Origin of the sequence: Pseudoflavonifractor sp. BSD2780061688st1 E11, assembly GCF_005844125.1 — a bacterium.
GTDB classification, from domain to species: domain Bacteria; phylum Bacillota; class Clostridia; order Lachnospirales; family Lachnospiraceae; genus Sellimonas; species Sellimonas catena.
Genome location: NZ_SPHM01000012.1, coordinates 17,587 through 35,307, shown reverse-complemented (window position 1 = coordinate 35,307; position 17,721 = coordinate 17,587). Strand labels below are relative to the sequence as shown.

18 protein-coding genes and 1 tRNA gene are annotated in these 17,721 nt (G+C 46.9%); 4 read left to right on the top strand and 15 right to left on the bottom strand.

Translation table 11 applies throughout. The features are described 5' to 3' along the window. Nucleotides 1-6: 6 nt before the first annotated feature. The 4 genes from ppk1 to FGQ85_RS07265 all read right to left on the bottom strand — a co-directional run bounded on the left by ppk1 (nt 7) and on the right by FGQ85_RS07265 (nt 5,446). Nucleotides 7-2,115 carry a polyphosphate kinase 1 gene (ppk1, locus tag FGQ85_RS07280; protein WP_138373063.1) on the bottom strand — a complete coding sequence of 703 codons (2,109 nt, stop codon included), beginning with the start codon at nt 2,113-2,115 and terminating at the stop codon, nt 7-9. 142 nt (nt 2,116-2,257) lie between these two features. After that, on the bottom strand, nt 2,258-3,343 hold the full coding sequence (gene asd / locus FGQ85_RS07275) for an aspartate-semialdehyde dehydrogenase (protein ID WP_087169215.1): 1,086 nt from the start codon (nt 3,341-3,343) through the stop codon (nt 2,258-2,260). A 12-nt stretch (nt 3,344-3,355) separates the two neighbouring features. Further along, nucleotides 3,356-4,735, bottom strand: coding sequence for an argininosuccinate lyase (argH, locus tag FGQ85_RS07270; RefSeq protein WP_087169216.1), 1,380 nt, complete (start codon nt 4,733-4,735; stop codon nt 3,356-3,358). Nucleotides 4,736-4,798: 63 nt separating this feature from the next. Continuing rightward, a complete protein-coding gene (locus tag FGQ85_RS07265) occupies nt 4,799-5,446 on the bottom strand; it encodes an epoxyqueuosine reductase QueH (RefSeq protein WP_138373062.1) in 648 nt (215 codons plus the stop codon). A gap of 98 nt (nt 5,447-5,544) precedes the next feature. On the opposite strand from FGQ85_RS07265, the gene FGQ85_RS07260 reads away from it, so the two are divergent. Then, nucleotides 5,545-6,333, top strand: a complete 789-nt coding sequence (locus FGQ85_RS07260; protein ID WP_087169218.1) for an ABC transporter ATP-binding protein — start codon at nt 5,545-5,547, stop codon at nt 6,331-6,333. After that, complete coding sequence (locus tag FGQ85_RS07255; RefSeq protein WP_087169219.1) at nt 6,314-7,123, top strand: ABC transporter permease; 810 nt, start codon at nt 6,314-6,316, stop codon at nt 7,121-7,123. Before FGQ85_RS07260 ends, FGQ85_RS07255 begins: the two co-directional genes overlap by 20 nt. Nucleotides 7,124-7,188: 65 nt before the next feature. Here FGQ85_RS07255 and FGQ85_RS07250 read toward each other — a convergent pair whose 3' ends face one another. From FGQ85_RS07250 to FGQ85_RS07235, 4 genes are all read right to left on the bottom strand, one after another. Beyond that, the gene (locus tag FGQ85_RS07250) at nt 7,189-9,711 is read right to left on the bottom strand and encodes a GH25 family lysozyme (protein WP_171027908.1); all 2,523 of its coding nucleotides are present in this window, start codon (nt 9,709-9,711) and stop codon (nt 7,189-7,191) included. Between the two features lie 145 nt (nt 9,712-9,856). After that, nucleotides 9,857-10,087, bottom strand: a complete 231-nt coding sequence (locus FGQ85_RS07245) for a hypothetical protein (RefSeq protein ID WP_087169221.1) — start codon at nt 10,085-10,087, stop codon at nt 9,857-9,859. Between the two features lie 105 nt (nt 10,088-10,192). After that, nucleotides 10,193-10,265: transfer RNA gene (locus tag FGQ85_RS07240), tRNA-Thr, on the bottom strand. A 216-nt stretch (nt 10,266-10,481) separates the two neighbouring features. Continuing rightward, the gene (locus tag FGQ85_RS07235) at nt 10,482-10,688 is read right to left on the bottom strand and encodes an alpha/beta-type small acid-soluble spore protein (protein ID WP_087169222.1); all 207 of its coding nucleotides are present in this window, start codon (nt 10,686-10,688) and stop codon (nt 10,482-10,484) included. A 181-nt stretch (nt 10,689-10,869) separates the two neighbouring features. Here FGQ85_RS07235 and FGQ85_RS07230 point away from each other — a divergent pair, with 181 nt between their 5' ends. Next, complete coding sequence (locus FGQ85_RS07230) at nt 10,870-11,148, top strand: type II toxin-antitoxin system HicB family antitoxin (RefSeq protein ID WP_087169223.1); 279 nt, start codon at nt 10,870-10,872, stop codon at nt 11,146-11,148. 39 nt (nt 11,149-11,187) lie between these two features. Here the strand turns inward: FGQ85_RS07230 and recG are convergent, their stop codons facing one another. The 3 genes from recG to FGQ85_RS07215 all read right to left on the bottom strand — a co-directional run bounded on the left by recG (nt 11,188) and on the right by FGQ85_RS07215 (nt 15,333). After that, a complete protein-coding gene (recG, locus tag FGQ85_RS07225; RefSeq protein ID WP_138373060.1) occupies nt 11,188-13,209 on the bottom strand; it encodes an ATP-dependent DNA helicase RecG in 2,022 nt (673 codons plus the stop codon). A 75-nt stretch (nt 13,210-13,284) separates the two neighbouring features. Continuing rightward, nucleotides 13,285-14,955 (bottom strand): DAK2 domain-containing protein, encoded by a 1,671-nt coding sequence (locus FGQ85_RS07220; protein ID WP_138373059.1) that lies wholly within the window; start codon nt 14,953-14,955, stop codon nt 13,285-13,287. 18 nt (nt 14,956-14,973) lie between these two features. After that, nucleotides 14,974-15,333: an Asp23/Gls24 family envelope stress response protein gene (locus FGQ85_RS07215; protein ID WP_087169226.1), complete on the bottom strand. Its 360-nt coding sequence runs from the start codon at nt 15,331-15,333 to the stop codon at nt 14,974-14,976. 240 nt (nt 15,334-15,573) lie between these two features. On the opposite strand from FGQ85_RS07215, the gene rpmB reads away from it, so the two are divergent. Beyond that, nucleotides 15,574-15,759: a 50S ribosomal protein L28 gene (gene rpmB, locus FGQ85_RS07210; protein ID WP_024732358.1), complete on the top strand. Its 186-nt coding sequence runs from the start codon at nt 15,574-15,576 to the stop codon at nt 15,757-15,759. Nucleotides 15,760-15,820: 61 nt separating this feature from the next. On the opposite strand, the gene FGQ85_RS18325 is transcribed toward rpmB, so the two are convergent. From FGQ85_RS18325 to FGQ85_RS07195, 4 genes are read right to left on the bottom strand one after another with little or no spacing between them, the layout of a single operon-like run. Continuing rightward, nucleotides 15,821-15,958: a hypothetical protein gene (locus FGQ85_RS18325; RefSeq protein WP_171027907.1), complete on the bottom strand. Its 138-nt coding sequence runs from the start codon at nt 15,956-15,958 to the stop codon at nt 15,821-15,823. 54 nt (nt 15,959-16,012) lie between these two features. Next, nucleotides 16,013-16,411, bottom strand: coding sequence for a GerW family sporulation protein (locus FGQ85_RS07205; protein WP_087169227.1), 399 nt, complete (start codon nt 16,409-16,411; stop codon nt 16,013-16,015). Next, nucleotides 16,412-17,392: a DUF2953 domain-containing protein gene (locus FGQ85_RS07200; RefSeq protein WP_087169228.1), complete on the bottom strand. Its 981-nt coding sequence runs from the start codon at nt 17,390-17,392 to the stop codon at nt 16,412-16,414. A gap of 1 nt (nt 17,393) precedes the next feature. Further along, complete coding sequence (locus tag FGQ85_RS07195; protein ID WP_087169229.1) at nt 17,394-17,714, bottom strand: hypothetical protein; 321 nt, start codon at nt 17,712-17,714, stop codon at nt 17,394-17,396. Nucleotides 17,715-17,721 lie beyond the last annotated feature (7 nt).

Genomic DNA, 17,721 nt, shown 5'->3' with positions numbered 1-17,721 from the left:
CTTCTTTTACCTGCGGAAGATACGAAGCAGAAAATCAAGAAACGGCCTTTTTGTCTGTTTTTTCACCCTTGCCGCCTCCTGCACTGCTTCCTGCATGAACACCTCCTGGGCATCAACCGGCTGTCCCGTCTGTTCTTTCTTCCGGTAGTTGCCGGATGAATCCAGCGCCCTCGCCTTTACATTGTCCTCAAGCATAACCTGAATCATATGATTCAGCCTCTCCCTCACTTCAGGATCGTAAACAGGACATGCAACTTCCACACGCTTTTCTGTATTTCTTGTCATCATATCGGCCGAACCGATATACATTTTTTCTGAACTTCCCCTTCCAAAAATGAAAATTCTTGGATGCTCCAGAAAGCGGCCGACAATACTTGTCACACGCACATGGTCCGTGTACCCCTTTATCCCCGGAAGGATACAGCAGATTCCACGCACAAGCAGGTCGACCTCCACCCCGGCACGGCTGGCCATGGAAATCTTTTCAATAAATTCCACATCCGTCACTGAATTCATCTTCATGATAATCCGGCCGTTTGTACCTTTCTTTGTCTCTTCCTCAATCAATTCCAGAACCTTTTTCTTCAACGTATTCGGCGAGACAATCAGATGCCGATAGGTGCCTCTTAAATTTCCCATGGACATATTCTGGAAAAAGACCGCCGCATCCTGCCCGATCTCCTGGTCTGCTGTCATCAGGCACACATCCGTATACATGGCCGCTGTCTTTTCGTTGTAATTTCCGGTTCCGACCTGAGTGATATACTGATACCCGTTTCGTGTCTTACAGGTAATCAGGCAGATTTTGGAATGAACCTTGTAGTTTTCAAACCCGTAAATCACCCGGCATCCTGCCTCTTCCAGCCGTTCGGACCACTCAATGTTATTCTGCTCGTCAAACCGGGCTCTCAGCTCAATCAGAACCGTAACCTCTTTTCCGTTTTCCGCCGCAGCGCACAGATACTCCACAAGTCTTGCTTTCTTTGCAAGCCGGTAGATAGTAATTTTGATCGTCACGACAGACGGATCCGCCCCCGCCTCCTTCAGAAGCTTTAAAAACGGCTCCATGGATTCGTACGGATAAGAAAGGAGAATGTCCTTTCTTCTGATCTGCTTCATGATGGAAGTCTCATCCTCCACCATAGCTGCCTTCTGCGGGGAAAACGGCTCATATACCAGTGTTCTCCTCAGGTGTTCCGGCACCTTTTCCGCTACGGAAAAAATATAGGACAGCTTCAGCGGCATCTTCGTCCGGAAAATCTGTTTCGGTGTAATGTGGAACTTCTCACAAAAATAGGTTTCCATGCTCTCCGGAAGCGGATTTGCCGTCTCAAGCCGGACAACCGCCATCCTTCTCCGCTTACTCAGCGTCTTTTTCATCAGGACTCGGAAATCATCGTTGATATCCAGTGATTCGTCATCCGGTGAAATGTCCGCATTCCTCGTCACGCAAATATAATTCTTGTCGGATACTTCATATTTATCAAAAATAACCTCCAGATATTCCATCAGGATCTTTTCCATCCGGATATACCGGATATCGTGTCCGGGCAGAAAAAGGATCTCTGAAATATACTGCGGCACCGGAACAATTCCCATCATTTTTTTATTATCCTGTTTCAGACTTGCAACGACATAGATCTCCTTATTGAGAAGATGCGGAAACGGATGGTTCGCATCTACAATCTGAGGGGAAAGAACCGGAAGAATCTGATCCTTAAAATACTTCTTTACATATTTCTTTTCCGGATCCTGAAGCTCCTTAAAAGAAAGCCCGCAGATTCCATAGGGATTCAGTTTCTTTTTGATCTCCGCATAAGTTTTATCCCGCTCTTTGTAAAGCGGAGCCACCGCCTCATAAATCCGGTCCAGCTGCTGCTGCGCTGTCATGCCTGACCTTTTGTCCGTCGTCTGTACTTTCATGGAAGCCATATCGTAAAGACTTCCCACCCGGATCATGAAAAACTCATCCAGATTACTTGTAAAAATCGCTACAAATTTCATCCGCTCCATCAGAGGCACATCCGGATCTTTCGCTTCCTCCAATACTCTTTTATTAAATTTCAACCATGAAAGTTCCCGATTCTGCGTATATTTCAGAAGTTCCCCGTCCATTTTTCGCTCCTTTATTCTATATTTTGAAATCAGTTTGTCAGTCTGTCGTCCTTTCTATTTTACATGGTTCTCTACAAACGTGCAATCAGGGACGGGTAAAATTTCCCGTCCCTGATGAAAAATTCCATTCCAAGGCTTTCTGCTATTTTGCCTGAATATATTTCTGTGCAGCCAGCGTCTCCGCACAGAGGATGGCGCCTCCTGCAGCCCCTCTTACCGTATTATGAGAAAGTCCGATAAATTTAAAGTCGTACAGGCTGTCCTCTCTCAGACGTCCTACCGAAATGCCCATGCCGTTTTCATAGTCCACATCCAGAGCAACCTGCGGGCGGTTATCCTCCTCAAGATACTGGATAAACTGCTTCGGTGCGCTTGGAAGCTCCAGTTCCTGCGGAAGTCCGCGGTAATTTACCAGTTTCTCGATAAGCTGCTCTTTCGTCGGCTTTTTCTTAAAGTTGACAAATACTGCCGCCGTATGTCCGTCCAGCACCGGCACACGGATACACTGAGTCGTGATTACCGGAGCGGATGCCTTTTCGATTTTTCCATCACACACTTTTCCCCAGATCCGAAGCGGTTCCTGCTCGCTCTTTTCCTCTTCGCCTCCGATGTACGGAATGATGTTTTCCACCATCTCCGGCCAGTCCTTAAATGTCTTTCCGGCACCGGAAATAGCCTGATATGTCGTTGCCACCACTTCTGTCGGTTCAAACTCCATCCATGCAGTCAGAACAGGGGCGTAGCTCTGAATGGAGCAGTTCGGTTTTACAGCTACAAATCCGCGTGTCGTTCCGAGACGTTTCTTCTGCGCCTCAATCACTTCAAAATGCTCCGGATTTACCTCCGGAATGACCATCGGTACGTCCGGCGTCCAGCGGTGTGCACTGTTATTGGAAACAACCGGTGTCTCCGTCTTTGCGTAAGCATCCTCGATCGCGCGGATCTCCTCTTTGCTCATATCAACCGCGCTGAATACAAAGTCTACCGTGGAAGCAACTTCTTCCACTTCATTTACATTATGTACAATCAGCTTTTTGACTCCTTCCGGCATCGGTTTTTTCATTTTCCAGCGGTCTCCTACCGCTTCCTCATATGTTTTACCGGCTGATCTTGGAGATGCAGCCACCGTCACAACTTCAAACCACGGATGGCCTTCCAGAAGAGAGATAAATCTCTGTCCTACCATCCCTGTTGCTCCTAATATTCCAACACGTAATTTCTTTTCCATTGTATGGTCCTCCTACTCTGTTTCCAGTTCCTGTTTATAAACCTGAATTGCCTCCAGCATGGCACCTTTTCCCGGCGCTCCCTTTGTCAGACGTTTCTCAACGCATGTCTTCATGCTGATTGCGTCGTAAATATCTTCTTCAAATACCGGACTGACCGCCTTGTATTCGGAAAGCGGCAGATCATCCAGTGCACACTCCTTCTCAATGCACGTCAGCACAAGCTGGCCGATAATTCCGTGGGCATCCCGGAACGGCACGCCATGGTTCACCAGATAGTCTGCAGCATCCGTAGCATTGGTAAATCCTCTCCGGGCGCTTCTCTCCATTACATTCTTTCTGAACTTCATTGTTGCCAGCATGCCGGTAAAAAGCGGAAGGCAGCTGTTGACCGTATCCATCGCGTCAAACGCCATCTCCTTATCTTCCTGCATGTCTTTGTTGTATGCCAGCGGAATCCCTTTCATCGTTGTCAGCATCGACATCAGTGCCCCGTAAACCCGTCCGGTCTTTCCTCTTACAAGCTCCGCAATGTCCGGATTTTTCTTCTGCGGCATGATGCTGCTTCCGGTGCTGTACGCATCGTCGATCTCCACAAACTGATATTCATTGGAATTCCAGATAATGATTTCCTCCGAAAACCGGCTCAGGTGCATCATAATCGTTGAAAGTGCCGACAGATATTCAATCACATAGTCCCGGTCGGATACAGAATCCATGCTGTTCAGTGTAGCTCCGGAAAATCCAAGAATACTTGCCGTATATTCCCGGTCAAGCGGGTAGGTCGTTCCCGCAAGTGCGCCGCTTCCAAGCGGGCAGACATTCATTCTTTTATAAATATCCGAAAGACGGCTTCTGTCTCTCCGGAACATCTCGTAATATGCCCCCATATGATGCGTAAGGGTAATCGGCTGTGCTTTCTGAAGATGGGTAAATCCCGGCATAATGGTATCAAGATTATCCTCCATGATATGCAGAATCACCGTCAGAAGATCTTTCAGCAGCGCGTCTGTCTTCTGAACTTCTTCCCTTACATAAAGCTTCATGTCAAGGGCTACCTGGTCATTCCGGCTGCGGCCGGTATGCAGCTTCTTCCCTGCATCCCCGATCCGGTCAATCAGATTTGCCTCTACAAAGCTGTGAATATCCTCATATTCTTTCGTAATCAGAAGCGTGCCGTCTTCCACATCTTTTAAAATTCCGGCCAGGCCTTCCAGAATCTGATCCCGCTCCTGTTCTGTCAGGATCTGCTGCTTTGCCAGCATTTTGACGTGTGCCATGCTTCCCTCTATATCCTGTCTGTACAGACGCTTGTCAAATCCGATGGAGGCATTAAAATCATATACCATCTGATCGGTCTCTTTCGTAAAGCGTCCTCCCCATAACTGTGCCATCTGCGTTCCCCGTTTCTTTCTTATTTTAGTGAGTTAAACTATTAAAACATAATTTACCAAATTTTATTCTGTTTGTAAAGAATTATTTCTGTCTCTTTTTGAAAAGACACACCCGCAGTAATCCTGGCGGTAGAGTCCGTATTCCCCGGAAAGTTCCACGGAGCGCTTATATCCGTTCTTCTTTTTGAAATCAGAAAACAGGTAGGAAACCCCGTATTCTTCCTGCAGCTTCTGTCCGATTTCGTTGAGTTTCTGCGCATTCTTCATCGGACTGATGGAAAGAGTCGTCGTAAAGAAATCCATCTTCCTGTTCTTTGCCTCTTCGGCCGTCCGGCGAAGCCGCATCTCATAGCAGCGAAAACAGCGCTCTCCTCCTTCCGGAAGCTGTTCCATTCCCTTTGCCATGTCAAAAAAAACATGCGCATCATAGTCTCCTTCAAGAAAAGAAACCGGATACTTCAGTTTCTCATTCATCCGCTCAATCAGATGTCTCTGCTCTTCTGCCCGCTTCCGGTACTCCGCTTCCTCTGTGATATTCGGGTTAAAGTAAAAAACCGCGATCCGGAAAAAATCTGAAAGATACTCCATCACATAACTGCTGCACGGCCCGCAGCAGCTGTGAAGCAAAAGGGTCGGAACCTGCTCTTCCTTCCCGATTTTTTCCAGTATTTTTTCCAGTTCTTTTTGATAGTTTTTCTTCTGCTCCTGCATGGTTTCTCCTTTTCGGCTTTTATTCTACTGATAGTTATAATTCACATCTTTTTCTCTGTCAACATACATTATGATATAAATAGAAGGAGGTCAGCAATATGGATACCATCCTGAGCATCAATCATATCAGCCATTCCTATCATACATTAAAAGGGGAGACTCCTGCTCTTTACGATATCTCTTTTTCCGTAAACCAGGGTGAATTTCTTGCTGTTGTCGGGCCCTCCGGATGCGGCAAGTCCACCCTTCTCTCTCTTATTTCCGGTCTGTTACAGCCTGAAAAGGGGGAAATTCTCCTGCACGGAAAGCCGATTGAGGAACAAAAGGATAAAATCGGATATATGCTTCAGAGAGATGAGCTGCTTGAATGGCGCAGCATTTACCGGAATGTGCTCCTCGGTCCCGAAATTCAGCATTCCCTGAATCCGGAAGTGAAAAAAAGGGCCCATGAACTTCTGGATGCTTATGGTCTGGGACAGTTTCAGTCTTCCCGCCCTTCCGAGCTTTCCGGCGGGATGCGGCAGAGAGCCGCACTTGTCCGCACGCTGATATTGAATCCGGAAGTTCTCCTGCTTGATGAGCCGTTTTCCGCTCTCGACTACCAGACGCGGCTCAATGTCAGTGACGACATCGGCCAGATCATCCGCCGCGAAGGAAAGACCGCCCTTTTGGTAACCCATGATCTTTCCGAAGCCATCAGTCTGGCAGACCGCATCCTTGTACTTTCCAGCCGCCCTGCTTCTCTGAAAACCACAGTCAGCTTACATTTCGGTTTTCCAAAACCTGCAGACGATACCCCGCTGAACCGTCGGAACGCACCGGAGTTTAAAACCTATTTTAATCTGATCTGGAAGGAGCTGAATCAACATGAAAACCAAACAGACTGATCTTTCTGCTTCCCAGTCATCTTATCTTGCCGCCCGAAAAAAAGAACGGCGCCTTGTCCTGTTTTTCCGCATCGCCGTTCTGGTCCTCTTTCTTGTTCTCTGGGAATGGACTGCAGGCGAGGGAATCATCGATTCTTTTATTTTCAGCAGCCCATCCAAAATTCTAACCTGTTTCTTATCTATGGCAGCGGATAAGAGTATTTTCCCGCATCTTTCGGTCACGCTGTATGAAACGATCGTCAGTTTTCTTCTTGTCACCGGCATCAGCATCCTTGCTGCTGTCCTGCTCTGGTTTTCCAGAAAACTTTCCGCGGTTCTGGAGCCTTATCTGGTCGTTTTAAACAGTCTTCCAAAGTCTGCTCTTGCACCGCTTCTCATTGTATGGCTTGGCGCAGACCGGACAACAATTATTGTGGCCGGAATGTCTGTGGCTGTCTTTGGAAGCATTATGACACTTTACACCTGCTTTACAGGGACGGATAAAAATAAACTCAAGCTGATCTACACCCTCCATGGTACATCCTTGCATGCCCTTACCAAAGTCGTGCTGCCGTCTGCCGTACCTGCCATTATCAGCAACATGAAGGTAAACATTGGTCTCTGCCTTGTCGGTGTCATCATCGGTGAATTTCTGGCAGCCAGAGAAGGGCTTGGATATCTGATCATCTACTCCAGCCAGGTATTTAAAATGGATTGGCTGTTAATGTCTATCATCCTTCTTTGTATCATGGCGATGGTCCTGTATGCGGTCATCGGGCTTCTGGAACGTCTCTGCCGGAAAGTCCTGTGAAGAACTCCTGCAGAAAGGGCAGGATCCTTCTCTTGTGATCCTGCCCTTTCCTTTTCTTTATCCATTTATTTTGTACGGAATGCAGTTCCGCCGCCTGTCGGACCTGTTTTTCCTTTTTCTACAAGCTGAATCTGAATTCCTTCCATCCGCCTGTTTAGTCCTTCCGTGCCGGCCTTTGCTCCGTTTTTCGTCCAGCCAAGCCAGCCATAATCCTGTACATGCACCCGGTAATAGATGTCATATTTCTTTGCCATTTCACCGGTCAGCTGAATCTGAACCGCTTCCATCCGAAGTTTCTTCCCTTCTGTTCCGGAAACAGCTCCATTGCTCTTCCAGCTCTGCCAGCCGATATTCTGGACATGTGCCCGGTACTGGATTCCACCGGTGTATGCTGTATTTTCAAGGCTGATTTTCAAAGCTTCCATCCGCTTTGCGGCGCCGGTCACACCGCCGGTTGAACCGTTAAACGCGGTTGTATACCAGCCATAATCCTGCATATGAGCCTGGTATACTACGTTCTGAATCGTAGTTCTGTCTTTGAATGCCCCGGAGGTGCTTCCAGGAGCTGCTGCTCCTTTTGCCACAAGCTTGATCTGAATTCCTTCAATCCGTCTGCTGTATCCGGACGATCCTGCACCTGCTCCGTTTTTCGCCCAGCCAAGCCAGCCGAAGTCCTGTGTATGTACGCGATAGTAAATATCATATTTCTTTGCCATCTCGCCGGTTAAACGGATCTGAACCGCCTCCATGCGGAGTCCCTGTCCAGAAGTTCCGCTCATTGTACCGTTTTTCACCCAGCCAAGCCAGCCTTTGTTCTGCACATAGGATCTGTATTCGACATCTCCGCTGTACTGCGGGTACAGAAGATCTACCTTGAAGGCTTCCATTCGTTTGGACTCGCCAACGACACCGCCTGTTGCACCGTTAAGCGTCATCGCTCTCCAGCCGTATGTCTGCATGTGAGTCTCATAACCGACTCCTCCGGTTACCGCCTTCTCTTTGTAGACATTGGAAGTAGATCCCGGCGCAGCGGATCCTTTTGGAACTACTGCAATCTGAAGAGCCTCCATCCGTTTCTCATAGCCGGTTGTTCCCGCTGCGGCACCGTTTTTTGCCCAGCCAAGCCAGCCATAGTCCTGTACATGGGCACGATAATAAATATCATAATTTTTTGCCTGCGTTCCGGTCAGCTCAATCTTCACTGCCTGAACGGCTCTGTTCTGTCCTGTCGTACCGGATACCTGTCCGCCTGCGGCGTAAGTCTGCCATCCTTTATCTTCCACAAAGGACGTATAGCGTACACCCAGATCTCCATAACCGCTTCCGATGCTGAGCTTAAATGCCTCAAGCCGCCTGGACTCGCCCGTCACGCCGATCTGCACTCCGTTCTTTACTGAATTCAGCCAGCCATAGTCCTGCATATGGGCGCTGCCGGAGATGATATTTCTGTCGGATACACTCACTGCATTCTCATCCGGTTCTGAATCGCTCATCCAGAAATTCAAGTCTACAAACCCGTTGATGCCGCTGACACTTCCCTCGGAAGTACACTGCCACATATCATAGGTCCCCTCATAGGTACAGGAAGTATTATACTGTGCAACCCATTTGGACCATTTTTCATTTTTGAAAACAGAAGAGGTCAGTTTGTACTGCCACCAGTATTTGCTGGCATAAATTCCCACCTTATATCCGGATGCGGAAACCTGATCACAGAATGTCTTGGCAATGGTTCCGATCGTGGTATTGCTTACCGTTCCGGTCGTATTCTCATCTTCCAGATCATAGTACACTCCATATGCCGGATTGTGACCTTCTAAAAGCCGCAGCACATGAGCCGCTTCGCTTTTTGCATCTTCTGTATTTTCCGAATAGGAATACAGGTAAACCCCGTATGGAATTCCCAGACGTTCACATTCGGATACATTCCGCAGCCACTGCCTGTCATCGTAGGATGTGTAATTTCCACCGTATCCGCAGCGGATAATGGCGAAATCAATCCCGTCATTCTTCACTTTCTGCCAGTCAATCGTTCCCTGATGATGGCTGACATCAATTCCTTTCTTTGTCGCACCTTCAATCACCTGTCCGATGCTGTTCATATATTTTCCGTTGACTTTCTCCCATGCATACGGATAGGATGCAGCTCTGGAGTAAACCTGCGGCTGATGAACCGGTTCTCCGTTTTGATACCGGAAACTGTTTTCCTTTAACTCTTCCGGTTCTGTCTCCCGTGTCTCAGGCACTTCTGTATCAGCTGTTTCAGCCGTATCTGCCTTTTCCGGCTCTGTGCTTTCACTTTCTGTTGTTCCTTCTGCCGGCTGAGTCGTTTCCTGCTCTCCGGAAGCATCCTGCTGTGTCTGCTGCTCCTGCCCGGAAGCATCACTCTCCTGCACATCCGGCTCCGCATCTTCATTCTGCGTCTCAGGCTGTACAGTATCTTCCTGTATATCCTGTGACTGCTCTGATGCTTCTACCGTTGCAATCTCTTCTCCGGAGGTATCTGCCGCGTATCCTGTCGATGCCGGGCCAAGGGAACCTCCTAAAATCAAGCATAGACTGAGGCCGAGCCCCAGTAGCTTATGCACATTCCTCCTCATCTGTACTTTCATTCCTTTCATTGATTCATTTTACGCATACTACGTTCTCTATCTTATCACACCTCATAATCACTGTCAAAATCAACAATGGATCCGGTCCTTCCAATCATTGCCAGTGTGATTCACTGCACCTTTATTCCTGAAATTCCATTGTTACATAGTAACCCCTGTCTGTTTCTTTAATTTCTTTTACCGTTCCTTTTCTTGACTTCAGGCGGTCCCAGCTTTTATACAGGCCGCTCATGGCAACCGATGGTTCAATCAGATAACTGTATCCTCCAAGTGCCTGCAGTTCCGTGATTTCCGCTTCCTGACCTTCTTCGATCAGTCCCGGACGTTCCATTTTAAATTCCATTGTTCTCATTTTTGTTTCCTCTTTTCTATATTGCCTTTTCCTCTTAATAGCAAAAAAGAACCGTAACTCCCTGGATTCTGTGAATCTCCTGAAATTACGACTCTTTTTTCTGTAAGCCGGAAATCGGACTTGAACCGACGACCCCTTCATTACGAGTGAAGTGCTCTACCGACTGAGCTATTCCGGCCTGTCCTGCACGATGCCTTACCATGATGTCTCTCCAACAGGCACAAATATTATTATATACATTTTTTCAAAATATGCAACCACTTTTTTTGGTTTTGATACATTTTTTCTGGTAGTCGATTCTTTTTTAACATACAGGAAGAAAGGCATCCTTCCTTTCCGGTTCGGGAAGCAGGGATGCCTTTTTCACATGTCACATTCTTTTGTTCAGAAAGAGTTATTTACCAGCCATCTGTCTTTCCTGTTCTTCGATCATCTTCTTGACCATATAACCGCCGACAGATCCGTTCTGTCTGGAAGTAAGGTCTCCGTTGTATCCGTCTGTTAACGGAACACCGAGTTCGTTTGCCACCTCATATTTGAATTTGTCTAAAGCACCTTTTGCTTCTGGTACGGCTGCTTTATTAGATGAACGATTTGTCATGATAATGTCCTCCTTTATCGTCATGTGTTTTTTTGTAACTTTTTGTTACATTCATAGTATATGAACATTTTTGTGAAATACTCTGGTAAAAACAGGAAAAACAATTTGTTCCCGAAATGTATTGCATTTTCCTCCCGATCTACTATTATATAAATATGTTGAAAAAAGGAGGACAACTATCATGATATTTATATACCCTGCGGTTTTCCGTAAAAAAGAAGATGGACGCTATCATGCGTTTTTTCCGGATCTGGAGTGCTGCGAAGCATCCGGAGATACTCTGGACGATGCCGTTGACAATGCCAACGAAGCTGCCAGAACGTGGATCAGCGTAGAGCTGGAGGAGAACGATCCTGTTTTGCCGCCGATTACCGATCCGGAAGATATCAAGACACAGGATGGAGATATCGTCCGGAATATCGCTGTCAATATACGTTTTTACGAAGGCTGGGATGAATAACCGTATGTAAATCAGAAAAAGACGGCCTTTTTGGCCGTCTTACAGTACATGAATATTATCCCGGTCTGCCCTTCCATATACAGGAAATTCCCTGATTTCTTCCGATGACGCGGCTTCTGCCGCCATCTGAAGAATCCCTGCATCCTGAAAGATATCTCCCAGTTTAAATTCCATCAGTCCGCTCTGTCGGATTCCGAACAGGTCTCCCGGGCCTCTCAGCTTTAAATCTTCCCCCGCGATATAAAATCCGTCATTGGAATGATTGAGGATATCCAGCCGTTTTTTCGTCTCTTTCGCCCTGGATGCCGTCATAAAAATGCAGTAGGACTGAAACGCCCCACGGCCAACGCGTCCGCGCAGCTGGTGAAGCTGTGCCAGGCCGAAACGCTCCGCATTCTCCACCATCATCACCGTGGCATTCGGTACATTGATCCCCACTTCCACAACTGTCGTAGAGACAAGAATCTGAATCTGGTTTTGGGCAAACTTCTCCATGATTTCATCTTTCTGCGTCTGTTTCATCTTCCCGTGAAGATAACCTACCGTCACCTCCGGCCCCATCCGTTCGGACAGCATCGTGGAGTAATCAATGACATTTTCCGCCTCCATGGCTTCGCTTTCTTCCACCATCGGACAGATGACGTAGCACTGTCTTCCCTCTTCCACCTGCTTTTTCATAAAGCGGTAGGCCGTCTCCCGGTATCCGGTATCCACCACACAGTTTTTGATTGGCAGACGGTCTTTCGGAAGCTCATCGATGACAGAAAGATCCAGATCTCCATAGATGATAATCGCAAGTGTTCTCGGAATCGGAGTGGCACTCATAACCAGAATATGCGGCATGTTTCCCTTCTTTGCCAGAGCCTCCCGTTGTCTGACTCCAAACCGGTGCTGCTCATCCGTAATGACAAGTCCCAGATTGCGGTAATTTACTTTCTCCTGAATCAGCGCATGGGTACCGATAATAATCTGTGATTCTCCTGTTTCAATCCGCTCGTACGCCTCCCGGCGCTCTTTTGCCTTCATGGAACCGGTCAGAAGCTCCGTGCGAAACGGAATTCCATATTTCTCAAACATTTCGCAGACGGACTGGTAATGCTGCCTTGCAAGCACTTCCGTCGGAGCCATCATCGCTCCCTGATACCCGTTGCAGGCCGCTTCCAGAAGCGCAAGCACGGCCACAATCGTCTTACCGGATCCTACGTCGCCCTGTACAAGACGGGACATGGTGTAATCCCCCTGCATATCCTTCCGTATTTCCTTCCAGACTTTTTTCTGCGCATTTGTCAGTTCAAACGGAAGCTGTGACAGAAAATCGTCCACTTCCTGCTTTTTTTCCATCCGACAGCCATTCACACTCGTCTCTTTTTCTTCTTTCATCTGGCGGATGGCCAGAAGGAATTCCAGAAATTCTTCAAAGACAAGCCGTTTTCTCGCATACATGTACATCGTTTTATCTGCCGGAAAATGGATGCCCCTGAGAGCGTAATTGTACTCGCACAGATGGTATCTCTGCCTGATGCTTTCGGGAATCGTTTCCCGCTGCAGATGAATATGTTCCAGCGCTTCCCGGACCGCCTTCATGACCGTCAGATTGGAAAGCCCTGCAGTCAGCGGATACACCGGCTGCATCGTATTGAGCTTTTCCTGATATTTCTCCACAGGCTGAAAGATTTCCGGATGCTCCATCACGAGTCCGCCCCGTTTATTCACCACCCTGCCTCTGACAATAATCCGGCTTCCGGACCGGAGCGTATTGCGCAGAAACGGCATCCGGAACCAGAGGACTTTCAAAGTTCCCGTCAGATCCCGGATCAGGGCGCTTACAGTCTGGAGCTTCCTGTTCGGTGAAACCTGGACACTCCCAAAAACACAGCCTTCCACGGCAGCAACTGTCCCTTCCTCCAGTTCACTCACCGGAACCGGGGCCTCATAAATGTCATAGGTTCTCGGATAATAGCGCAGAAGATCTCCTGCTGTATAAACTCCCATCTTCTGAAACAGCATTTCTGTTTTTTCTCCGATCCCTTTGATTTCTCTGACTGGAGAATGCTCATTCATGTATTTCTCTCCTTTATACAGGAAAAGGATACTTTTTCGAAGTATCCTTTTCTGTTTCTTCTATTTTATCTTTACTTATTCGACCGACATCACATAGTAATAAATCGGCTGTCCGCCACGGTGTGCATCGACATCGAGATCCGGATACGCTTCCTCAACTTCAGAAACAAAACGCTCCGCTTCTTCCTCGGAAATGTCTTCACCGTAATAAATACTGATGAGTTCCGAATCTTCTGTCACCAGTTTCTCCAGAAGTTCTTTGGATGTTTCGGAGATAGAAGAACCTACGGAGAGAATTCCCTCATCGCCAATTCCCATAATATCTCCTTCATGGATCTCCTTTTCTCCGATTCTGGTGTCACGCACTGCATAGGTCACCTGACCTGTCTTTACAGTCTGGATAGCCTCAAGCATCATCTGCTCATTCGTATCCACGTCTTCTTCCGGCGAAAAGCTGATCACTGCTGTAATTCCCTGAGGTACTGTCCTGGTCGGAATCACAATGATATCTTTATCTCTTGTGAGATCTCTTGCCTGATTTGCGGCAAGTACAATATTTTTATTATTCGGCAGGATAAAGATCGTGTCGGCATTCACTTCATCAATCGCCTGAAGCATATCATCGGTACTCGGATTCATGGTCTGTCCGCCCTCAATGATATAATCCACTCCGATTTCTCTGAAAATCTCATTCATGCCCTCGCCAATGGAGACCGCGATAAAACCGGTTTTCTTTCTCTCTTTTTTCTCCTGCTTTTTCACTTTTTCCTGCGCTGCAAGCTTTTCCGCTTCCTGAATGACTCTCTCATGATGCTCCTCGCGCATATTGTCGATCTTCATCCGTGTCAGCTGTCCGTAAGTCAGCGCTTTCTGAATGGCAAGTCCCGGATCGTTTGTGTGTACATGCACTTTCACAACTTCGTCATCTGCCACACAGACAATCGAGTCACCGATGGACTCCAGATATGCCTTGAAGTCCTGCTCCTCCTGTTCAGAAAACTCCCGTCCTGTCAAGATAATAAACTCTGTGCAGTAGCCGAATTTGATATCCGTCTCCTCCATCGGCGCTTTACGCACAGCAGACGCTGACGGCGCCGCAGACGGCTCAATCGATGAATAGTCAATTTCTTTCCCAAGAAATGCGTCATACGCTCCTCTTAAGACTTCCAGAAGTCCCTGTCCGCCGGAATCCACAACTCCCGCCTCTTTTAATACCGGGAGCATTTCCGGAGTCTGATTCAGTACTTCCTGTGCATGATCCAGAATCTTCGGGAAGATTTCCGCAAGATCATCGGTCTCAAAAGCAAGTTCCTCCGCTTTTTCCGCAATTCCTCTTGCCACGGTAAGGATCGTACCCTCTTTGGGTTTCATAACCGCCTTGTATGCGGTCTCTTTTGCACGGATGCATGCAGCTGCAATCCCCGCAGCATCAATCTCCGTCTCATCCTGGATGGACTTGGTAAATCCACGAAGAAGCTGAGAGAGAATAACCCCTGAGTTTCCTCTGGCACCGCGCAGCGAACCGCCTGAAATCGCCTTTGACAGCTCCTTCATTCCCGGATTGTCCAGCGCCCGTACTTCCTTTGCCGCCGACATGATGGTCATGGACATGTTCGTACCGGTATCCCCGTCCGGAACAGGGAATACATTCAGCTCATTGATGTACTCTTTTTTTGACTCAATATTCTGTGCGCCTGCCAAGAACATCTTCGCAAGCATGTCTGCATTTATCGTTTTAATTTCCACCTCAAAGTTCCTCCCACATTAATCGATTACCCGTACGCCTTCAATATAGACATTGATCTTGTCAACCGGCATATTGGAAAATTCTTCGACTTTATATTTTACATTGCTGATCAGGTTATCCGTAACAGCCGAAATACTGACCCCGTATGCAACAATAACATGGAAATCAAGGCGGATTCTGTTATCTTCCGTAAGCTCTACCTGGATACCGTGTGTAAGGCTGTCTTTTTTCAGCAGTCTTACAAGTCCGTCTTTCATGTTGACTGCCGCCATCCCCACGATTCCAAAGCACTCTACTGCGACAGAGCCTGCATATTTGGCGATCACTTCCGGTGAAATGGTGATGATTCCCAGTTCCGTACTCATGCTGCCTTTCATACTAAGATACCTCCAATTCTTATCTATACTTTTTTCAGTTCTTTCCATGAAGTATTCTGCTTTATTATACCTTGTTTACACACATTTTACAACATCATCTCTTCATGTTATCTGTAAAACAGTGAAAAAATTATGATTTCCGGGAAATAAACTCTTGCATTTCCGGTATATATCTGATATCATAGTTAGTGTTGTGAGTCCTCAATTTGAGGACTAGTAAGAGCGTTAGGAGGTGTAATCATGGCGAAATGTGCTATTTGCGAAAAAGGGGCTCATTTTGGAAACAATGTCAGCCACTCTCATAGAAAAACACCAAAAATGTGGAAATCTAATGTAAAATCTGTTCGTGTTAAAACAGAAGGCGGAGCAAAGAGAATGTACGTATGTACATCCTGCTTAAAATCCGGAAAAGTAGAAAGAGCATAAGTTCTGCATACACAAAAACCAGGAATTTTGTTATCCTGGTTTTTTTGTTTCTTATTTTTTATCAGCAGCAGAAAAGAACATAGCCCAGTACGAGAAATACTGCCGTTATGCAGATATCCCAAACCAGACCCGGCAGGAACATCGAAAGAATCAGTCCTGCCGCGATCATAAAGCATGCAAATCCAATCACTCTTTTCATTCGATATCCCTGCCGTTTTGTTTCTTGATTTTATATATGCAGTTTTTCAGCCTTTTATTCGTTTTCTTTTTTCCCTTCGTCCAGAATCTCGTTGACTTCTTCTTCTGTTACCTTATTCTCGTCTCTTGTCCGGAAACGCTCCACGAGATCCGGTACCATGTCCAGAATCTTTGTGATCGTATCCTGATTTTTAATATTAACCAGTCTTGTCGTCCCGTTCTGAATCACAAGCACTGCGCAAGGAGTCATCTTGCCTCCCAGTCCACCGGCTCCCTTTTCATTCTTATCTGCGGTAAAAGAACCTGCCCCTACAGAAAAGGACACGTCCACAAGCGGGAGGATGATCGTATCTTTTACATGGATCGCCTCACCGACCACCGTCTTGGATGAAATCACATTATCCATTCCGTGGAACAATGCTTCCATCGTTGATTTGAAATTACTCTCTGCCATTTATGATTCCTCCTTCTTCTGGCGTTTTAACAGATGCAGTACTTCTTTTGCGGTACTGCGGATATTCTTATCTGCCACAAGCCTGACAGCCGCTGCTGCCAGATGGTTCATCCGAAGATGTCCCTTGATAAATATACTGCCATTTAATGCAGGTTTTTCAAAATCAGGTGCAATCTGAAGCCATTTCCCGAAGAACGGGTAGAAAAGCGCAAGCCAGGAAAGCAGTTTCCCGGTATAATACGGATCGTCAAACCCATACTCCACATACCCTCGCGCTTCTTTTGGCATCCATGTCTTTATGAAATGAATCAGAACTATCTTCCCCTTTTTGAAGGCAGCCTGATGTACTTCATCTTTGATAAACTTTTCTATCCTGTCTTTTGTTTTGGACAGCGTCTTTATCTTATCACAGATTCTTTGAAATGTATACTTGATTTTCCCGGAAATCCGCTGCCATCCGGATTCCTTTTTCTCGCCTTTCCGGCTTTGCGGCTTTTCTTTTGCGCTCTTTTCTTCCTGCTTCTTCTCCGGATCCGGCTTTTCTTTTTTTACAGCTTCCCGCTTCCGGGAATCATTCTCTTTTCCTCTGCCTTCCTGCTCTTCCGGTTCTCTTGTACCGTCCTCAGGTCTTCCAGGGACTTTTTTATCCTCTTTGTACTTTTCAGGAGTCTCTTTTTCCTGAATTTCTTCCTCCGGCTCCTCGTTCTTATCCTGCCCGATCTTTTTCCATGCAATTCCCGCCATCCAGTGAAATTTCTGATTTTCGTAGGCTGCCTGAAAACGGATCAGTCGGAAAAAATACCGGATGGAAATCTTTCCTGTAATCTTTTCCGGCTCCTCAATGTCCCCGGACGCACTCAGTTCATACCGGACCGGTACAAACAGAACCGTCAGAATTCCAAGCAGAAGAAGTCCCAGAACAAGAAGAAGTAAAATCCCTGCTATCTTTAGAATCCACAGTAAAATATGTACGATTATCATTCTAATTTCCCTGCCGCTTCAAAATATACTGCCGGATATCCGCATCCCCTGTCTTGTCCACTGTCTCTTCGGCAATCTTCCGGACAAGCTCCAGCGCCTGCAGATATCCCTTTGCCAGGCCTACCACAAACACATCCTTATCCCGGTACCATTCCTGATTCAGCATCCCGCTGTGATAGATTTCCAGCTGATTTTTCTCATTTTCCGGCAGGGCAATCAGGTAGACCCGGAACTGGAATTCTTTCTTTTCCAGATGTTCCATTATCTCCTCTTCCCTGCCTTTTAATTCTTCACTTACATACAGATCTTTCAAATACCGCATTGTAAAG

Coding starts and splice junctions, on each gene's coding strand:
- ppk1 (WP_138373063.1), bottom strand. CDS start 2,115: ATGGACGGGGAACTTCTGAAATATACGCAGAATCGGGAACTTTCATGG.
- asd (WP_087169215.1), bottom strand. CDS start 3,343: ATGGAAAAGAAATTACGTGTTGGAATATTAGGAGCAACAGGGATGGTA.
- argH (WP_087169216.1), bottom strand. CDS start 4,735: ATGGCACAGTTATGGGGAGGACGCTTTACGAAAGAGACCGATCAGATG.
- FGQ85_RS07265 (WP_138373062.1), bottom strand. CDS start 5,446: ATGCAGGAGCAGAAGAAAAACTATCAAAAAGAACTGGAAAAAATACTG.
- FGQ85_RS07260 (WP_087169218.1), top strand. CDS start 5,545: ATGGATACCATCCTGAGCATCAATCATATCAGCCATTCCTATCATACA.
- FGQ85_RS07255 (WP_087169219.1), top strand. CDS start 6,314: ATGAAAACCAAACAGACTGATCTTTCTGCTTCCCAGTCATCTTATCTT.
- FGQ85_RS07245 (WP_087169221.1), bottom strand. CDS start 10,087: ATGAGAACAATGGAATTTAAAATGGAACGTCCGGGACTGATCGAAGAA.
- FGQ85_RS07235 (WP_087169222.1), bottom strand. CDS start 10,688: ATGACAAATCGTTCATCTAATAAAGCAGCCGTACCAGAAGCAAAAGGT.
- FGQ85_RS07230 (WP_087169223.1), top strand. CDS start 10,870: ATGATATTTATATACCCTGCGGTTTTCCGTAAAAAAGAAGATGGACGC.
- recG (WP_138373060.1), bottom strand. CDS start 13,209: ATGAATGAGCATTCTCCAGTCAGAGAAATCAAAGGGATCGGAGAAAAA.
- FGQ85_RS07215 (WP_087169226.1), bottom strand. CDS start 15,333: ATGAAAGGCAGCATGAGTACGGAACTGGGAATCATCACCATTTCACCG.
- rpmB (WP_024732358.1), top strand. CDS start 15,574: ATGGCGAAATGTGCTATTTGCGAAAAAGGGGCTCATTTTGGAAACAAT.
- FGQ85_RS18325 (WP_171027907.1), bottom strand. CDS start 15,958: ATGAAAAGAGTGATTGGATTTGCATGCTTTATGATCGCGGCAGGACTG.
- FGQ85_RS07205 (WP_087169227.1), bottom strand. CDS start 16,411: ATGGCAGAGAGTAATTTCAAATCAACGATGGAAGCATTGTTCCACGGA.
- FGQ85_RS07200 (WP_087169228.1), bottom strand. CDS start 17,392: ATGATAATCGTACATATTTTACTGTGGATTCTAAAGATAGCAGGGATT.
- FGQ85_RS07195 (WP_087169229.1), bottom strand. CDS start 17,714: ATGCGGTATTTGAAAGATCTGTATGTAAGTGAAGAATTAAAAGGCAGG.